Origin of the sequence: Chromohalobacter sarecensis, assembly GCF_023061135.1 — a bacterium.
Classification (GTDB): domain Bacteria; phylum Pseudomonadota; class Gammaproteobacteria; order Pseudomonadales; family Halomonadaceae; genus Chromohalobacter; species Chromohalobacter sarecensis.
Window position 1 is genome coordinate 289,245 of the sequence record NZ_JAKGAN010000005.1, and the last position, 15,245, is coordinate 304,489.

Annotated in this window: 13 protein-coding genes; 10 read left to right on the forward strand and 3 right to left on the reverse strand. The window is 62.2% G+C overall.

The genetic code is table 11. The annotated features are described in order from the left end of the window. The first annotated feature begins 91 nt into the window (after window positions 1–91). The 4 genes from yddG to sodC all read left to right on the forward strand — a co-directional run bounded on the left by yddG (window position 92) and on the right by sodC (window position 3,659). The gene (gene yddG, locus L1071_RS10460; RefSeq protein WP_246974446.1) at window positions 92–988 is read left to right on the forward strand and encodes an aromatic amino acid exporter YddG; all 897 of its coding nucleotides are present in this window, start codon (window positions 92–94) and stop codon (window positions 986–988) included. A gap of 57 nt (window positions 989–1,045) precedes the next feature. Then, entirely contained in the window at window positions 1,046–2,050 is a 1,005-nt protein-coding gene (locus L1071_RS10465; protein ID WP_246974450.1) for a cation diffusion facilitator family transporter, read from the forward strand. A gap of 157 nt (window positions 2,051–2,207) precedes the next feature. Further along, window positions 2,208–3,056 carry a methylenetetrahydrofolate reductase [NAD(P)H] gene (gene metF / locus L1071_RS10470; protein ID WP_246974453.1) on the forward strand — a complete coding sequence of 283 codons (849 nt, stop codon included), beginning with the start codon at window positions 2,208–2,210 and terminating at the stop codon, window positions 3,054–3,056. A 72-nt stretch (window positions 3,057–3,128) separates the two neighbouring features. Beyond that, window positions 3,129–3,659, forward strand: coding sequence for a superoxide dismutase [Cu-Zn] SodC (sodC, locus tag L1071_RS10475; protein ID WP_246974456.1), 531 nt, complete (start codon window positions 3,129–3,131; stop codon window positions 3,657–3,659). 99 nt (window positions 3,660–3,758) lie between these two features. On the opposite strand, the gene L1071_RS10480 is transcribed toward sodC, so the two are convergent. Further along, complete coding sequence (locus L1071_RS10480) at window positions 3,759–4,019, reverse strand: YheV family putative zinc ribbon protein (RefSeq protein ID WP_246898630.1); 261 nt, start codon at window positions 4,017–4,019, stop codon at window positions 3,759–3,761. A gap of 80 nt (window positions 4,020–4,099) precedes the next feature. Next, window positions 4,100–6,151, reverse strand: a complete 2,052-nt coding sequence (gene prlC, locus L1071_RS10485; protein ID WP_246974459.1) for an oligopeptidase A — start codon at window positions 6,149–6,151, stop codon at window positions 4,100–4,102. Between the two features lie 154 nt (window positions 6,152–6,305). Here prlC and L1071_RS10490 point away from each other — a divergent pair, with 154 nt between their 5' ends. The 3 genes from L1071_RS10490 (at window position 6,306) to L1071_RS10500 (ending at window position 9,040) form a co-directional block, all read left to right on the forward strand. Further along, window positions 6,306–7,646 (forward strand): sodium-dependent transporter, encoded by a 1,341-nt coding sequence (locus L1071_RS10490; RefSeq protein ID WP_246974462.1) that lies wholly within the window; start codon window positions 6,306–6,308, stop codon window positions 7,644–7,646. 55 nt (window positions 7,647–7,701) lie between these two features. Beyond that, window positions 7,702–8,241 carry a gamma carbonic anhydrase family protein gene (locus L1071_RS10495; RefSeq protein WP_246898634.1) on the forward strand — a complete coding sequence of 180 codons (540 nt, stop codon included), beginning with the start codon at window positions 7,702–7,704 and terminating at the stop codon, window positions 8,239–8,241. Between the two features lie 127 nt (window positions 8,242–8,368). Continuing rightward, the gene (locus tag L1071_RS10500) at window positions 8,369–9,040 is read left to right on the forward strand and encodes a metal-dependent hydrolase (protein ID WP_246898636.1); all 672 of its coding nucleotides are present in this window, start codon (window positions 8,369–8,371) and stop codon (window positions 9,038–9,040) included. A gap of 24 nt (window positions 9,041–9,064) precedes the next feature. Here the strand turns inward: L1071_RS10500 and L1071_RS10505 are convergent, their stop codons facing one another. Next, complete coding sequence (locus L1071_RS10505) at window positions 9,065–9,841, reverse strand: GntR family transcriptional regulator (protein ID WP_246974466.1); 777 nt, start codon at window positions 9,839–9,841, stop codon at window positions 9,065–9,067. A gap of 549 nt (window positions 9,842–10,390) precedes the next feature. On the opposite strand from L1071_RS10505, the gene lldD reads away from it, so the two are divergent. Genes lldD through L1071_RS10520 form a run of 3 tightly spaced genes read left to right on the forward strand, consistent with a single transcriptional unit; the run spans window position 10,391 to window position 15,087 of the window. After that, window positions 10,391–11,545, forward strand: a complete 1,155-nt coding sequence (gene lldD, locus L1071_RS10510; protein WP_246974469.1) for an FMN-dependent L-lactate dehydrogenase LldD — start codon at window positions 10,391–10,393, stop codon at window positions 11,543–11,545. A 57-nt stretch (window positions 11,546–11,602) separates the two neighbouring features. Next, window positions 11,603–12,235, forward strand: a complete 633-nt coding sequence (locus L1071_RS10515) for an HAD family hydrolase (RefSeq protein WP_246974472.1) — start codon at window positions 11,603–11,605, stop codon at window positions 12,233–12,235. Further along, window positions 12,232–15,087 (forward strand): FAD-binding and (Fe-S)-binding domain-containing protein, encoded by a 2,856-nt coding sequence (locus tag L1071_RS10520; protein ID WP_246974474.1) that lies wholly within the window; start codon window positions 12,232–12,234, stop codon window positions 15,085–15,087. Before L1071_RS10515 ends, L1071_RS10520 begins: the two co-directional genes overlap by 4 nt. Window positions 15,088–15,245 lie beyond the last annotated feature (158 nt).

A 15,245-nucleotide genomic window follows, 5' to 3' on the forward strand; every position in this document is an offset into this window, starting at 1 on the left:
GTTGGGCAGCCCCGGGGTCAGGATTCTACAAGTTTGTGTGCCGCACGCGTGGCAACCTGGACGGACGTTCGCATCTGCAAGGGGAGTCATCATGTCGATCGAGGATTCCGCGTCTCGTCGGGCCACGCTGATCGGCGCCACCACTGTGCTCAACTGGGCCTTGTTGGCGGCGTTGACGCAATTGGCAGGCCCCGTGCCGCCGTTTCTGCTCACTGCGCTGGCGTTCGGTCTGGCCTTCGTGTGCTTCATGGTCTGGCTGCGTGTGCGTGGCGAGTCGCTGCGCGCACCGCTGCGTCAGCCGCCGCGTGTCTGGGCGCTGGGTGTCGGCGGACTCTTCGGTTACCACGCCCTGTACTTCGTCGCCCAGCAGAATGCACCGCCGGCCAATGCCGGATTGATCAGCTATCTGTGGCCGCTTTTGATCGTGTTGTTCGTGGCGCTGCTGCCCGGCGAGCGACTGCGTGCGCGCCACGTCGTGGGGGCGTTGTTGGGCTTCGTGGGCGCCGCCTTGCTGGTGGGCGGTGATGTCAGCGCCTCGGGTAGCACCTTGGGGTATGTCGCGGCGTTTGCCTGTGCCTTCCTGTGGAGTGGCTATTCGGTACTTTCGCGCGCCAATCGCGCGGTGCCCACGGCGGCCGTGGGGGGCTTTTGCCTGGCGACGGCGATACTGGCGGCGTTATGTCACTGGTTGTTCGAGCCCGCGCGCTGGCCGCAGGGCATCGAGTGGCTGGGCGTGATCGGCCTGGGGCTCGGTCCGGTGGGCAGCGCCTTCTTTACGTGGGACGTGGGTGTGAAACATGGCGACCTGCGCTTGCTGGGGTTGCTGGCCTATTTCACGCCGCTGTTGTCCACCTTGGTGCTGATCGCCACCGGCTATGCCTCGGCGACGGCTTGGCTGGTATTGGCGGCGGCCCTGATCACGCTGGGCATGCTCATCGGCAGTGGCTGGTTACGTGCGCCGCGACGCGGCAAAGGATCGACGGATTGACCCTGAAGTCCACTCCAGACATTACACTGGTGGAAAGTTAGCCAGAGGCACGACGGTATGGGATATTCGTCTTCCGATCACGATCATGCGGCGCATGATCATCACGACCACGACCACGACCACGACCACGACCACGACCACGACCACGACCACGACCACGACCACGCGCCCACGGTCACCGCCGATAGCGCCAGGCGCGTCAAGCTGGCCATGTACCTGACCGCCGGCTTTATGCTGGCGGAGGCGATCGGCGGTTGGGTGTCGGGATCATTGGCGCTGCTGGCCGATGCCGGGCACATGTTCAGCGACAGCTTTTCGCTAGGGCTGGCGTTGTTTGCCTTCTACATGGGCGACAAGGCGCCGGATAAGCGGCGTACGTTCGGCTATCAACGCTTCCAGGTGCTGGCGGCCTTCATCAATGGACTGACGCTGTTGGGCATTGCGGTATGGATATTCATCGCTGCCATCGAACGTTTCACCCAGCCGGTGGACGTGCTGGCTGGGCCGATGATGGTCATCGCGATTCTCGGCTTGTTGATAAATCTCGTGGTGTTCAAGATCCTGCATGGCGGCGATCAGGAGAACCTCAACCTGCGTGGGGCGCTGTTGCATGTGATGGGCGATTTGCTGGGGTCGGTGGCGGCGATTGCGGCTTCACTGGTGATCATGCTGACCGGATGGATGCCCATCGATCCGTTGCTTTCCGTACTGGCCGCGGCCTTGATCCTGCGCGCCGCCTGGAAAATTCTGCGCCGCTCGACCCATACCCTGCTCGAAGGCACCCCGGAAGGCGTCGATGTCGACAAGATTCGCACGGCGCTGGAAGAGATCGAGGGTGTCGTGAGTGTGCATGATCTGCATGTCTGGGGACTCACACCGCAGGATCCGTTGCTGAGTCTGCATCTGGTAGTGCGCGATGACATGTCGCACCAGGCGATGCTCAAGGCCGCCTATGCGCGCTTGCAGGAACGCTTCGGGATCAGCCATGCCACGATGCAAGTCGAAGGTGAGGCGTGTCTGACGGGCGGCGATTGCCAGGTGACATCCTCGACGCATCCCTGAGACGCCGGCAGCGGGGCATCGGACACCATGACCCGGATTAATGCCGAGCCGCGAAACTTTCATTGGTCAGCGCAGACGGGGATCGGCAGAATGCGCGGCATCGAATACGAACGTGACCCGATGTCGGTCACGCCATGTCATGAAGAGGGTTGCATCGATGAGTACTCGCGAACATCCGCTGGGGATCAGCTTCGAATTCTTTCCGCCCAATACCGAGGCGGGGCGGGAAAAGCTGAAAGGCGTGCGTGACACGCTCGCCGAGCGGCGTCCGCGTTTCTTCTCGGTGACCTACGGCGCCGGCGGCTCGACCCAGGCGCGAACCTTCGAGACCGTCAAGACGGTACGCCAGTGCGGCATCGATACCGCGCCGCACCTGTCCTGCATCGGCAGCGACAAGGGCGAATTGCGCGAGCGCCTGGCGAGTTTCCGTGAGGCGGGCATCACCAACCTGGTCGCGCTGCGTGGCGACCTGCCCTCGGGCATGGGGGGCATGGGCGAGTTGCGTTACGCCAACGAGCTGGTCGAGTTCATCCGTGAGGAAACCGGCGATCATTTCCAGATCGCCGTGGCGGCGTATCCCGAGGCACATCCCCAGGCGCCCAGTTACGAGCACGATCTGCAAAATTTCGTGCGCAAGATGCGGGCGGGTGCCGATCTCGCCATCACGCAGTACTTCTTCAGCGCCGACGCCTATTTCCATTTCCTCGAGCGGGCCCGCGCGTTGGGGGTCGAGGCGCCGATCGTGCCGGGCATCATGCCGATCAGCAATTACACCAAGCTGGCGCGGTTCTCGGACGCCTGCGGGGCGGACATCCCGCGCTGGATCCGCAAGCAGCTCGAGGCCTACGGCGACGATAGCGAAAGCATCCAGGCCTTCGGCGAGGAGGTGGTATCGAATCTTTGTCAGCGCCTGCTCGATGGCGGGGCGCCGGGGCTGCACTTCTATACGCTTAACCAGGCGACGCCGGCGCTGCGAGTACTCGATAACCTGCGTTGCGATGGCTGATGGTTGGCGTCTGGTGTGCTCTTCGTCTAGCCTGGGAAGAGTAGACGTCTCACCCATGGATAGGAGAAAGGCATGCTACGTACCCCTCGTATTGCGCTCGGTATCGGCAGTGCCCTGTTGATGCTGGGAAGTGCCCAGGCAGCGGAACATGATATCGAGATGCATCAGGTCAATGCCCAGGGCACTGGCGACAGCATGGGCAGCGTGACTCTCGAGGACACCGATCACGGCCTGTTGCTGACACCAGATCTCTCGGATCTCGAACCGGGTATGCACGGCTTTCACGTGCACATGAATCCGAGTTGCCAACCGTCGGAGCAAGATGGTGAAACGGTGCCGGGCGGCGCCGCGGGCGGTCATTACGACCCCGAAGACACGGGCACGCACCAAGGGCCCTATGCGGACGGACATCTCGGCGATTTGCCGGTGTTGATGGTCGATAAAGACGGCAACGCCACGACGCCGGTGTTGGCACCGCGTCTTGAAGCCTCCGATCTGGATGGCCGCGCCTTGATGATTCATGCCGATGGCGACAACTACTCCGACGAGCCCAAGCTGGGCGGTGGCGGCAAACGCGTCGCGTGCGGCACCTTGTCCGATTGATCGCGCTTTAGGCGATGGCAGGTAACGAAAAGGCTCCCCAGCGGGAGCCTTTTTCATGCGTCTTGCTTTATACCGTGGCGGTGCGGCGTGGTCCGGGATTCAGTGTGTCTTGCCATCACTCGGATCGATCAGACGCACGGTCTGGATGTCGTCGGCCGTGTCGTCCTCGCGTGGCTGGTTGACGCGCGTGGCGATGTCTTCGGCGAAGCCATTCTCATCGATGGCCAGTTGCTCCAGGTAATCGCAGGACACGCATTCGCGATAGCGGATGCCGTTCTGCTCCCAGGCACGGATGCGATCCATGGCCGCGCAGCGCGGGCAGATGGCGCCGGCGATGAAACGCTTGGGGGTGGCCGTCATCTTGGAGTCCTCTCACGATGGCAACCGGGCACGTGGCCCGGTTGGAAAGAATTGCAAAAGCGTAATTGCAAAAGACGGTATCAGGCCGCGTCGGCATTCTCGATGCCGGAGTGGCGAAGCAGCGCTTCGATGCTGGGCGCGCGGCCGCGAAAGGCGCTGAACAGCACGGCGGCGTCGCGCGAACCACCGCGCTCGAGAATTTCCTGACGGAAACGCTTGCCCGTCGCGGCATCGAAGATGCCGGCGTCTTCGAAGGCGCTATAGGCATCCGCCGAGAGCACCTCCGCCCACTTGTAGCTGTAATAGCCTGCCGCGTAGCCGCCGGCGAAGATGTGTCCGAAGCCGTTCTGGAAACGGTTGAAATCGACACGAGGCGTGACGGTGGTCTTGTCACGCACGTCGTCGAGCAGGGACTGGATCTGGCCGGCATCGGGTGCTTCGAGTTCATGGTGCAGGCGGAAGTCGAACAGTGACAACTCGAGTTGGCGCGTCATGCCCATGGCCGACTGGAAGTTGCGCGCGGCTTGCAACTTGTCGAGCAGGGCGTCGGGCAGTTTCTCGCCGGTATCGACATGCGCGGCGATCATGTCCAGCCCCTCGCGCTCCCAGCAGAAGTTCTCCATGAACTGGCTGGGGAGCTCGACCGCGTCCCAGGCGACGCCATTGATGCCGGAGACATCGGCGACGGTCTGGCGTGTCAGCATGTGATGCAGGCCGTGGCCGAACTCGTGGAACAGCGTCAGCACCTCGTCATGGGTGAGTAGCGCCGGTTTGCCGCCCACGGGGCGCGTGAAGTTGCAGGTCAGGTAGGCGACCGGCAATTGCAGGCTGCCGTCCTCGCGGGTGCGGCGTACGCGGCACTCGTCCATCCAGGCGCCGCCGCGCTTGCCCTCGCGGGCGTACAGATCGAGATAGAAGCCGGCGATCGGTGTGTCGCCGTCGAGAATCTCGAAATAGCGCACGTCCGAATGATAACGCGGCACGTCGTCGCGCTCGGCGAAGCGGATGCCGTAGAGCGTGCCGGTCACCCGGAACAGCCCCTCGATGACCTTGGGGGCCGGGAAATAGGGGCGCAGCTGTTCTTGCGAGATGGCGTAGCGCGCTTCGCGGAGCTTCTCGCTGGCGTAGCCGACATCCCAGGGCGCGAGCGATTCGAGCCCCAGCGATTCATGGGCGAAGGCTTCGAGTTCGTTGAATTCGCGCTGGGCCTGGGGGTGCGCGCGTTCGGCCAGATCGTCGAGGAAGCCCAGCACCTGTTCGGGCGAGTCGGCCATCTTGGTGGCCAGTGAATAATCGGCATAGGTGGCAAACCCGAGCAGTTCGGCCAGCTCGCGGCGCAACCGTAAGCTTTCCTCGATGATCGGCGCGTTGTCGAAGCGACCGGCATCCGGGCCCTTGTCCGAGGCGCGGGTCACGAAGGCGGTATAGACTTCTTCGCGTAACGCGCGGTCGTCGGCGAAGGAAAGCACTGGGAAGAAGCTCGGGAAGTCGAGCGTGATGCGATACCCCTCGACGCCCTTGGCCTCGGCGTTGGCCTTGAGCGTGGCCAGTGCGCTTTCCGGCAGACCGGCCAGACGCGAGTCGTCGGGCAAATCCTTGTGCCATGCCTGGGTGGCGTCGAGCACATGGTTGGAGAAGGTGTTGGCCAGTTCCGACAAGCGCGCCTGAATCTCGCCGTAGCGGTGCTTCTTGTCCTCGGCTAGATCGACACCGGCGAGGCGGAAATCACGCAGGGTATTGTCGATGGAGCGTTGCTGACCTTCCTCGAGGCGGGCGTACTCGTCGCTTTCCTTGAGGCGCGTGAAGGCGTCGAAGAGGCCTTGATGCTGGCCCAGCCAAGTATTGTAGTCGGAAAGCATGGCGAGACACGCTTGATAGGCGTCGCGCAGCGCGTCGTTGTTCATGGTGGAATTGAGGTGCGACACCGGCGACCAGGCCTGCGAGAGGCGGTCGTTGAGGGCCTCGAGCGGCGCTGCGAGGTTTTCCCAACTGACTTGCGTCTGGTTGGCGAGGGCCTCGATGTCACGGCGATTCTCCGCCAGAAGCTGCTCGATAGCCGGCACCACATGCTCGGGCTGGATGTCATCGAACGGCGGTAGGGCATGCGATTCGAGCAAGGGGTTGCGTGACATGGGCACCTCGATATGAACGTGTGGATGAAGCATAAATGGGGGTGGGCCCGGCTGCTTTCAATGTCGGCGCAATTGGCCGCCAACCGCGCGCCTGCTAGGCTTGGCGCTTGTGGCGCCGTGTGGGGCGCCAGATCATAATCAAGGGTACAACGCCATGAGTGAAACGCTGGAACGCTGGGGGTCGCGACGTGCTTTCATTCTCGCGGTGACCGGGGCGGCTGTGGGCCTGGGCAATATCTGGCGCTTTCCCTACATGACGGGCGAAAACGGCGGGGCGGCATTCCTGTTGCTATATGTGGTGTTCGTGCTGGTCCTGGGACTGCCGATCATGATGGCCGAGATCCTCGTGGGGCGTGCCGGACGACGCGGGCCGATACATGCCCTGGCGCATCTGGCGCGTCAGGCGGGGGTGTCGCCGCATTGGCGCTGGCTGGGGCTGTTCGGCGCGGTGACGGTGTTCTTCATTCTATCGTTCTATTCGGTGGTCTCGGGATGGTCGATCGAGTATCTGATCGAGTCGGTCAACGGCAACTTCAGCGGCCGCACGCCGGACGAGATCGGCGCCAGTTTCGATGCGTTCCTCGCCGATCCGCTGCGCATGACGTTCAACCATACGTTGTTCATATTGCTGACCATGTCGGTAGTTGCTGCGGGTATTTCCGGTGGCCTGGAACGGCTCAATAACCTCTTGATGCCGCTACTCTACATTCTGCTGGTGGTGCTGGTCGGTTATGCCGTGACCACTGACGGTTTCGGCACCGCGATGGCGTGGCTGTTCACGCCCGATCTCGAGGCAATCACCTTGAGCGTGGTGCTCAATGCCATGGGCCACGCCTTCTTTACCCTGGCGGTAGGCGCCTGCGCGCTGATGGCCTATGGGGCTTATATGCCCGATCACCAGAGCTTGCCGCGCGCCGTGGTGGCGGTGGCGGTAATGGATGTCGCTGTGGCGCTGCTGGCGGGGATCGCGATTTTCTCGGTGGTGTTCTCTCAGGGGATGGATCCTGCCGAGGGGCCGGGATTGATGTTCGTGACCCTGCCCATCGCCTTCTCGGACCTGCCGGGCGGGCCGTTGTGGCTGAGCGTTTTCTTCCTGTTGTTGCTGCTGGCGACTTGGACCTCGTCGATCAACCTGGCCGAGCCGTTGGTGGCGATCTTCACCGATGCCGGTCTCAAGCGTGGCAAGGCGGCGGCGTTGATCGGCTCCTTGGTGTGGTTGGTCGGCTTGCTGTCAGTGTTCTCATTCTCGAGTCTGTCGGAGGTGACATGGCTGGCGGGCATGAATTTCTTCGAGCTGGTGACGACCGTGCCACTGGAGTTCTTTCTGCCCATCGGCGGGTTGTTGATCGCTATCTTCGCTGCCTGGGTCATGCCGGCGAGCACGGCCATGCGGGCGCTGGATGCAGGGCCTGGCGGATTTCGGCTGTGGCGTGGGTTGGTGCGTTACGTGTCGATCCCTTTGGTCGTTATCGTGCTGTTGTCGGCGCTATGGTGATGCCCGCCGATCGTGAGTTGTTTGGCCACCACGCATTGAATAAAGGAGAGAGTGGATGACACTACGGACGTTCAAAGGAACGACGCCGCGTCTGGGGGCGCGGGTCTATATCGACCCCATGTGTGTCGTGCTGGGCGATGTCACTTTGGGTGATGACTGCTCGGTATGGCCGATGACCGTGATTCGTGGCGATATGCATCGTATCCGTATCGGCGCGCGGTGCAGCATTCAGGATGGCAGCGTGTTGCACATTACCCATGCCAGCGATTACAACCCCGAGGGCTATCCGTTGACGCTCGGCGACGATGTGACGGTGGGCCACAAGGCGCTGCTGCATGGTTGCACCATCGGTAGCCGCGTGCTGGTGGGCATGGGCGCCACGGTCATGGACGGCGTCGTCGTCGAGGACGAGGTGATCATCGCCGCCGGCGCATTGGTAACGCCGGGCAAGCACCTGGAAAGTGGATACGTCTATGCGGGCAATCCCGCGAAGCCGCTCAGGGCGCTCAAGGAGGCCGAGCGTGCGTTCTTCACCTATACGGCGGGGAATTACGTGAAACTCAAGGACGAGTACTTGGCTCAGCCACCCGTATAATGACACGCCAGGAGTGCCAGGCTTACCCGAGGCGGTATTTTCTCGCTTAACGCATTGTTTTGTCTCGTCATGAAGCCCCATAATCTGGTTTTTCATCCAGTATTGTCGAGGGCGTCTCGGGCGGGCCATGGCCAACTTTCGCACACATTTCGGCGTTGCCCTGGGCGGCGGCGCGTTGGCGGCCTATGCCGGCTGGCAGGCAAGCCTCTGGAGCTTCAACGAGGGCTGGCCCCTGGCAGTATTGACGGCGTTTGGCGGCATCCTGCCCGATATCGACTCCGATCATTCGTATGCCATTCGTCTGATCTTTACTCTGTTGGCCGTCCTCGCAGTGATCGCCGGCGCGCTATGGCTGCAATCGCGCCTGGCGCCGGGGCCATTGGTGCTGGCATGTGGCGGTTTATATCTCGGCGTACGCTACTTGGCTGGCGCGATCTTCAAGCGCTTCACGGTGCATCGCGGCATCTGGCATTCGTTGCTGGCGAGTTTTCTTTGCGGCATGGGCACGGCGGCGATGAGTTTTCATCTGCTGGATCAGCCGGCACCGATGGCCTGGATCCAGGGCCTGGCATTGAGCGGAGGGGCGTTGATCCATCTGTTGCTCGACGAGTTGTACAGCGTCGACCTGGTTGGTTCACGGCTCAAACGTTCCTTCGGTACCGCCTTCAAACTCTTCGATTATCGCGAACCTGGCAACGCCGTTCTGTGGCTGCTGTTGGGCATTGCTCTGGCGCCGTGGCTGCCGCCCTGGGCCACGTTGCTGGAATTGGTGAGTCGCGGTGTGGCGCCCTGGTTGTGATCTGGCGTGTCTGACGGGGCGACTTCAAGTAGGCGATTCGGGTAATCCCTGGGAGCGACGCTGGGCGCGTGTCTCGGCACGTTCGAGTTCGAGGAGTCCGTTCTCGACGAAGGCCAGATGTTCGTGGGCGCGTGCTTGTGCTTCGTCGGCGTTGCCGGCGAGGATACTCTCGAACAGCGCACGATGCTGGTCCATGAGGCGGTCGCGGGAGTCCGGCTTTTCGAACAGGTGGGCCAGGTTGGCGACGATGCTTTTTTCCAGCAGATGAAACAGGCCACGCATGGTGTGTAGCAGCAGGACGTTGTGGCCTGCCTCGGCGATGGCTAGATGAAAAGCCGCGTCGGCACGAGCCTCGCGCATGGGATCGCTGCTGCGATCAGGATGCCGATAACTGGCCTCGAGTTCCTCGAAGCGCGTTTGCAGCATGGCCTTGTCGGCGGGCGTGGAGCGCAAGGCGGCGTAATAGGCCGAGATGCCTTCCAGGGCGTCGCGGAATTCGAGTAAATCGAGATTGAACTCACCGTGCCGCGTGAGCATTTCCAGGAGCGGATCGCTATAGCTGTTGCTGAGCTGCTCGGAAACGAAGGTGCCACCGCCCTGGCGGCTGGTGAGCAGGCCGCGTGCAGCGAGCTTCTGGATGGCCTCGCGCAGGGAAGGACGCGAAACACCGAAGTGCTCCGCCAGTTCACGCTCGGGAGGCAGTTTCTCCCCGGGCTTCAGGCTGCCTTCGAGCAGCATGGCCTCGAGCCGCTCGGTGATGACGTCGGCGAGACGCGGTTGTCTGAGGTGCTGTGGAGCCATGGGCGTCGCTTGTTACTCGGTGGATGATGACGGGCATGAAGCCAGCTAATAAATGGTATGACCAATTTTACGCAATCTGTTCGCGCTACTCCAGCCTTCGTTCGAGTGTCTGGCATTAAGGATTTGACTAAAGTTTAAAGCCATTTCCATGCAATCGATGGGTTCTTTGTTGACACTCTTCAGCGCCCGCTCATAGAGTCGATTAGTACAGTTTTGTAAATTGGTAAAACCAATAAGGACACATGGCGAGATGCCGTTTCCATATCCTCGTCCGCCTATGTCTTAACCCCTTTTGTTGTTATCACTCTCCGAGCGTTCGGCACGACTCTTCGATGCCCATCCAACGTTAGGCACTGTCTGAAAAGTCGACGAGCGAAGGTCAGACAAGGCAAAAATCAGCGAAAAAGCGGACTGGGCTCGCACGCGAGTTTACGGGGTGTAAATGAGCATTTTGATCGGACTCGCGCCCGAGCTGATTTTTAACGCAGTATGGCCGAGCGCAGGCAGTTTTCAGACAATGCTTAGCGCATCACTTGCACAGGGTTCGCCATGATCATTTCAGCCTCCACGGACTACCGCCAAGCCGCCAAGCGACGTATTCCGCCCTTTCTATTTCACTACGCGGATGGCGGATCCTATACCGAGCATACGCTGCGGCATAACGTCGAGGACCTTGCCGGTATCGCATTGCGTCAGCGCGTGCTGAAGGATATGTCCACCTTGTCGCTGGAGACCGAGCTATTCGGCGAATCCATGTCCATGCCGGTTGCCCTGGCGCCCGTGGGGCTGGCGGGCATGTACGCCCGGCGAGGCGAGGTACAGGCGGCGCGTGCGGCCGCCGGGAAAGGCATACCATTCACGCTATCGACGGTATCGGTGTGCCCCATCGACGAGGTGGCCTCGGCCATCGATCGCCCTCTCTGGTTCCAGCTCTACGTGCTGAAGGATAGGGGCTTCATGAAGCATGTGCTGGAGCGCGCCAAGGCCGCCGGCGTCAAGACGCTGGTCTTTACGGTCGACATGCCCGTGCCGGGCGCGCGCTATCGCGATGCCCATTCCGGCATGAGCGGCAAGAACGCGGCGGCGCGGCGAATGCTGCAGGCCGTGACGCACCCTTCCTGGGCTTGGGATGTCGGCCTTCATGGTCGCCCGCATGATCTGGGTAATGTCTCGGACTATCGCGGACAGCCGACGGGGCTCGAGGATTATATCGCCTGGCTCGGCAACAATTTCGATCCCGCCATTTCCTGGAAGGATCTGGAGTGGATTCGCGAATTCTGGGATGGCCCGATGATCATCAAGGGGATACTCGACCCTGAAGACGCCCGCGATGCGGTCCGCTTCGGTGCGGATGGTATCGTCGTGTCCAACCACGGCGGTCGTCAGCTCGACGGTGTGCCTTCTACCGCGAGTGCCTTACCGGCCATTGCCGATGCGGTCAAAGGCGATCTGGCCATCCTCGCCGATTCCGGCGTGCGCAATGGGCTGGACGTCGTGCGCATGATCGCCCTGGGTGCCGATACTGTGTTGTTGGGGCGTGCCTTCATCTATGCCCTCGCCACCGCCGGGGAGGCGGGGGTTACCCACCTGCTCGAGCTGTTCGAAAAGGAGATGCGGGTCGCGATGACGCTGACCGGGGCGCGTTCCATCGCCGAGCTTGGGGCGGATTCGCTGGTGCCTTCTGCAACCCATGGCGCGGATTGAGCGGATGATGATCGTGCGCCATGCTGAAGGGCGACCGATATGAGCGGGGAGAGACAAATGACCGATGCAACGGTGTTGCTGTTCGATGCTGGCGGAGTGCTGGTCGACTGGCGTGGCACATCCGGGCTAGTGGAGCTGACTCAGGGGCGTTTCGATACCGAGCAGGCCCGGCGCTTCTGGATGGGCTTTGAAGCGATCACGCCGTTCGAAACCGGCGGAGACGATGGTACGCGCTTTGCCCAGGCGGCGCTCGAGGCACTCGAGCTGGATATGACGCCGGAGGCGTTCCTGGCAGTGTTCGACGACTGGATGCGTGGTCCCTACGCAGGCGCCATGGCACTGGTCGAGCGCATCCGTCCCGCCTACCGTCGCGCTATACTCAGCAACACCAACCCCGTTCACTGGCGGCGGCTGATCGATGACTACCGTCTCGATGCGCCCTTCGAGAAGGCGTTCGCCTCGCATGAGATCGGCGCGCGCAAGCCCGATCCCGAGGCCTTCGAATTCGTCTGTCGGGCGCTCGACGTAGCACCCGACCAGGTGCGTTTCTTCGACGATAATCCCGAGTGCGTCGATGCCGCCCGCGAGCTGGGCATGACGGCGACCCAGGTGCGTGGTCTAGACGAACTCCGGGAGGCCCTCACCGAGTTCGATGCACTGCGTCCGCCTGAAGAGCGGACACCGCGATGACAACGCCCTACAAAGAGCTGGTCGAGGCGCTGCGTGACAGATTGTCCGCACACAAGCTGATCGACGATCCGCTGCGACTACTCGCCTACGGTAGCGATGCCAGTTTCTATCGCCTCATCCCGCAACTGGTCGTGCGTCCCGATAACGAAGAAGAGTTGATGGGCGTGCTGGCTGAATGCCGTCATCGCCGTTTGCCGGTGACATTCCGCACGGCGGGGACGTCGCTCTCCGGGCAGGCGGTGACCGACTCGGTGCTCATTCAGCTCAACCAGGGCTGGCGGGATTACCGGGTTCTCGACGAGGGGCGGGCGATTCGCTTGCAGCCCGGCATTATCGGTGCGCGTGCCAATCAACTGCTGGCCCCTTATGGCCGCAAGATCGGCCCCGATCCGGCCTCGATCAATAGCTGCATGATCGGCGGGATCGCCGCCAACAATGCCTCGGGTATGTGCTGCGGTACGGCACAGAATAGTTACCGCACGCTCCGCGATATGCGCGTCATCCTGGCCGACGGTACGCTTTTGGATACCGGCGATACGGCGAGTCGCTCAGCGTTTCGTGCCTCGCACGGCGAGTTGCTCGAAGCACTGGAGGCGCTGGGGCGCGAGACGCGGGTGAATACGCCGCTGGCCGAGCGCATCCGCCACAAGTATCGGCTCAAGAATACGACCGGTTACGCGCTCAATAGCCTGATCGATTTCGAGGATGGCTGCGATATTCTCGCGCATCTGATGATCGGCTCCGAGGGCACGCTGGGTTTCATCAGCGCCATCACCTACGACACCGTGCCGGACGCGCCGCTAAAGACCGCAGCGCTGGCGCTTTTTCCGGACATGGCGACGGCATGCCGGGCGACGCTGGCACTCAAGTCGGCGCCGGTCTCGGCGGTCGAGCTGATGGATCGTGCCGCGCTGCGTGCCGTGGAGGGGGCGCCGGGCATGCCGGCAGGTCTCGAGGCGTTGCCCGCCGATGCGACTGCCTTGCTCATCGATGTGCGTGACGAGGAGGAGAGCGCACTGGAGGCGCGCATCGACGCCGTACATGCGGCGCTCGAAGGGCTCAAGACCTTGGAACCATTGGGCTTCACGCGCGACCCTGAGCTCTATGCGCGGTACTGGAAGGTGCGCAAGGGGTTGTTCCCCGCCGTGGGTGCGGTACGCGACGTGGGTACCACGGTCATCATCGAAGATGTCGCTTTTCCTCTCGAGCACCTCGAGACAGGCGTGGCGGCACTGACCGAGACATTCCGACGCCATGGTTATGACGACGCCATCCTTTTCGGTCACGCGCTGGAAGGCAATCTGCACTTCGTTTTCCCCCAGGGCTTCGAGACGCCTGCCGAGGTTCAGCGTTATGCCGACCTGATGGATGACGTGGCGACCCTGGTGGCCGACGAATATGGAGGCTCGCTCAAGGCGGAACATGGCACGGGACGTAATATGGCGCCCTTCGTCGAACGTGAGTGGGGCGCCGAGGCGTATGCCTTGATGTGGCAGATCAAAGCACTCTTCGATGCCGAGAATCTGCTCAACCCGGATGTCATTCTGAGTCGCGACGCCGAGCTACATCTCCACAACCTCAAGCCGCTGCCGGCGGCCGATCCCATTGTGGATAAGTGTATCGAGTGTGGGTTCTGTGAGCCGGTCTGTCCGTCCCGCGAGCTGACCCTGACGCCGCGCCAGCGCATCGTGATCCAGCGTGAGATGTCACGCCTCGAAAGTATGGAAACGCCAGCGTCGACAGCGCGTCTGAAGACGCTACGTGAGGCCTATCAATATCAGGGAATCGATACCTGTGCCGCCGACGGCTTGTGCGCCACGCAATGTCCGGTAGGCATCAATACCGGTGATCTCGTGCGTGAGTGGCGCCATCGTCGAGTCGTCGAGCGAGGCGGTACGGCGCGTCTGGTCGGACGTCACTTTTCCGGCACCACCCGCATCGGGCGCGGTGCGTTGCGTCTCGCGGATACAGCTCATGGCGTGTTGGGCAGTGCGGCGATGGGCGGCTTGACGCGGGGCGCGCGTCGACTCAGCGGTGAGCGTCTGCCGCAGTGGATTCCCTCGCTACCCGCGCCTGCGCCGGTACGTATCTTGGAGCGTCGGGCGGGAAAGCCGGCTGCCAGCAAACGCGACAAGGTCGTCTATCTACCGGCGTGCGCCACGCGGGTTTTCGGTACCTCGCGCGGCGATGATGAGGGTGATGCCGTGACACGCACGACTCTGGCGCTGCTCGAGAAGGCCGGTTACGAGGTCGTCATTCCGGCGATGATCGGGCATCTTTGCTGTGGCATGGCGTTTCAGTCTCGGGGCTATTTCGACGAGGCGGATCACAAGGCGCGCGAGCTCAACCGCGAGTTGCTATTGGCCTCCCAGAACGGTCGCTACCCCGTGCTGTGCGATACCAGCCCCTGTACACAACGCATGGTGGAACGTCTCGATACGCGTTTGACGATTCAGGAGCCGGTCGCGTTTGCGCACGACTACCTATTGGCGCGCCTGGCGGTCACGCCGAAACATGCGCGCATCGCCCTGCATGTCACCTGCTCGAGTGTGCGCATGGGGCTGAGTGACAAGTTCGTGGCGCTGGCAGAAGCATGTGCCGATGACGTCGTGGTGCCGGCGGAGATCGCCTGCTGCGGATTCGCGGGGGACAAGGGGTTTACCACGCCGGAGTTGAGCGCCGCCGCGTTGCGCGGCCTGGCAGATGCCGTCAATGGGTGCGAGGTGGGGTATTCCAACTCGCGGACCTGCGAGATGGGACTGAGTCACCATGCCGGGATTCCTTATCGCTCGATTCTCGACTTGCTCAACGAGGTCAGTCGTCCTCGTACTGTCGAAAGCGTTGTCACATGAATGGTGGGCGACTATTTTTAAATGATCCCCTTGCGTTCAGTCCGTGTGGGCCTTAAAGTACGCATCCGCTGCCGGCGACGGACTTCGTGGCCAGCGGTGGAGAGTGGCGCAAGTGGCTGACTTGCTTGAGAAATTCAAACCTTCGGGTGGCTTTCTCG

Bases quoted from the DNA above. Each gene is read 5' to 3' on its own strand.
- L1071_RS10515 (WP_246974472.1), top strand. From the start codon at position 11,603: ATGACCGATGCAACGGTGTTGCTGTTCGATGCTGGCGGAGTGCTGGTC.
- L1071_RS10465 (WP_246974450.1), top strand. From the start codon at position 1,046: ATGGGATATTCGTCTTCCGATCACGATCATGCGGCGCATGATCATCAC.
- yddG (WP_246974446.1), top strand. From the start codon at position 92: ATGTCGATCGAGGATTCCGCGTCTCGTCGGGCCACGCTGATCGGCGCC.
- prlC (WP_246974459.1), bottom strand. From the start codon at position 6,151: ATGTCACGCAACCCCTTGCTCGAATCGCATGCCCTACCGCCGTTCGAT.
- L1071_RS10500 (WP_246898636.1), top strand. From the start codon at position 8,369: ATGGCCAACTTTCGCACACATTTCGGCGTTGCCCTGGGCGGCGGCGCG.
- L1071_RS10490 (WP_246974462.1), top strand. From the start codon at position 6,306: ATGAGTGAAACGCTGGAACGCTGGGGGTCGCGACGTGCTTTCATTCTC.
- metF (WP_246974453.1), top strand. From the start codon at position 2,208: ATGAGTACTCGCGAACATCCGCTGGGGATCAGCTTCGAATTCTTTCCG.
- sodC (WP_246974456.1), top strand. From the start codon at position 3,129: ATGCTACGTACCCCTCGTATTGCGCTCGGTATCGGCAGTGCCCTGTTG.
- L1071_RS10480 (WP_246898630.1), bottom strand. From the start codon at position 4,019: ATGACGGCCACCCCCAAGCGTTTCATCGCCGGCGCCATCTGCCCGCGC.
- L1071_RS10520 (WP_246974474.1), top strand. From the start codon at position 12,232: ATGACAACGCCCTACAAAGAGCTGGTCGAGGCGCTGCGTGACAGATTG.
- L1071_RS10495 (WP_246898634.1), top strand. From the start codon at position 7,702: ATGACACTACGGACGTTCAAAGGAACGACGCCGCGTCTGGGGGCGCGG.
- L1071_RS10505 (WP_246974466.1), bottom strand. From the start codon at position 9,841: ATGGCTCCACAGCACCTCAGACAACCGCGTCTCGCCGACGTCATCACC.
- lldD (WP_246974469.1), top strand. From the start codon at position 10,391: ATGATCATTTCAGCCTCCACGGACTACCGCCAAGCCGCCAAGCGACGT.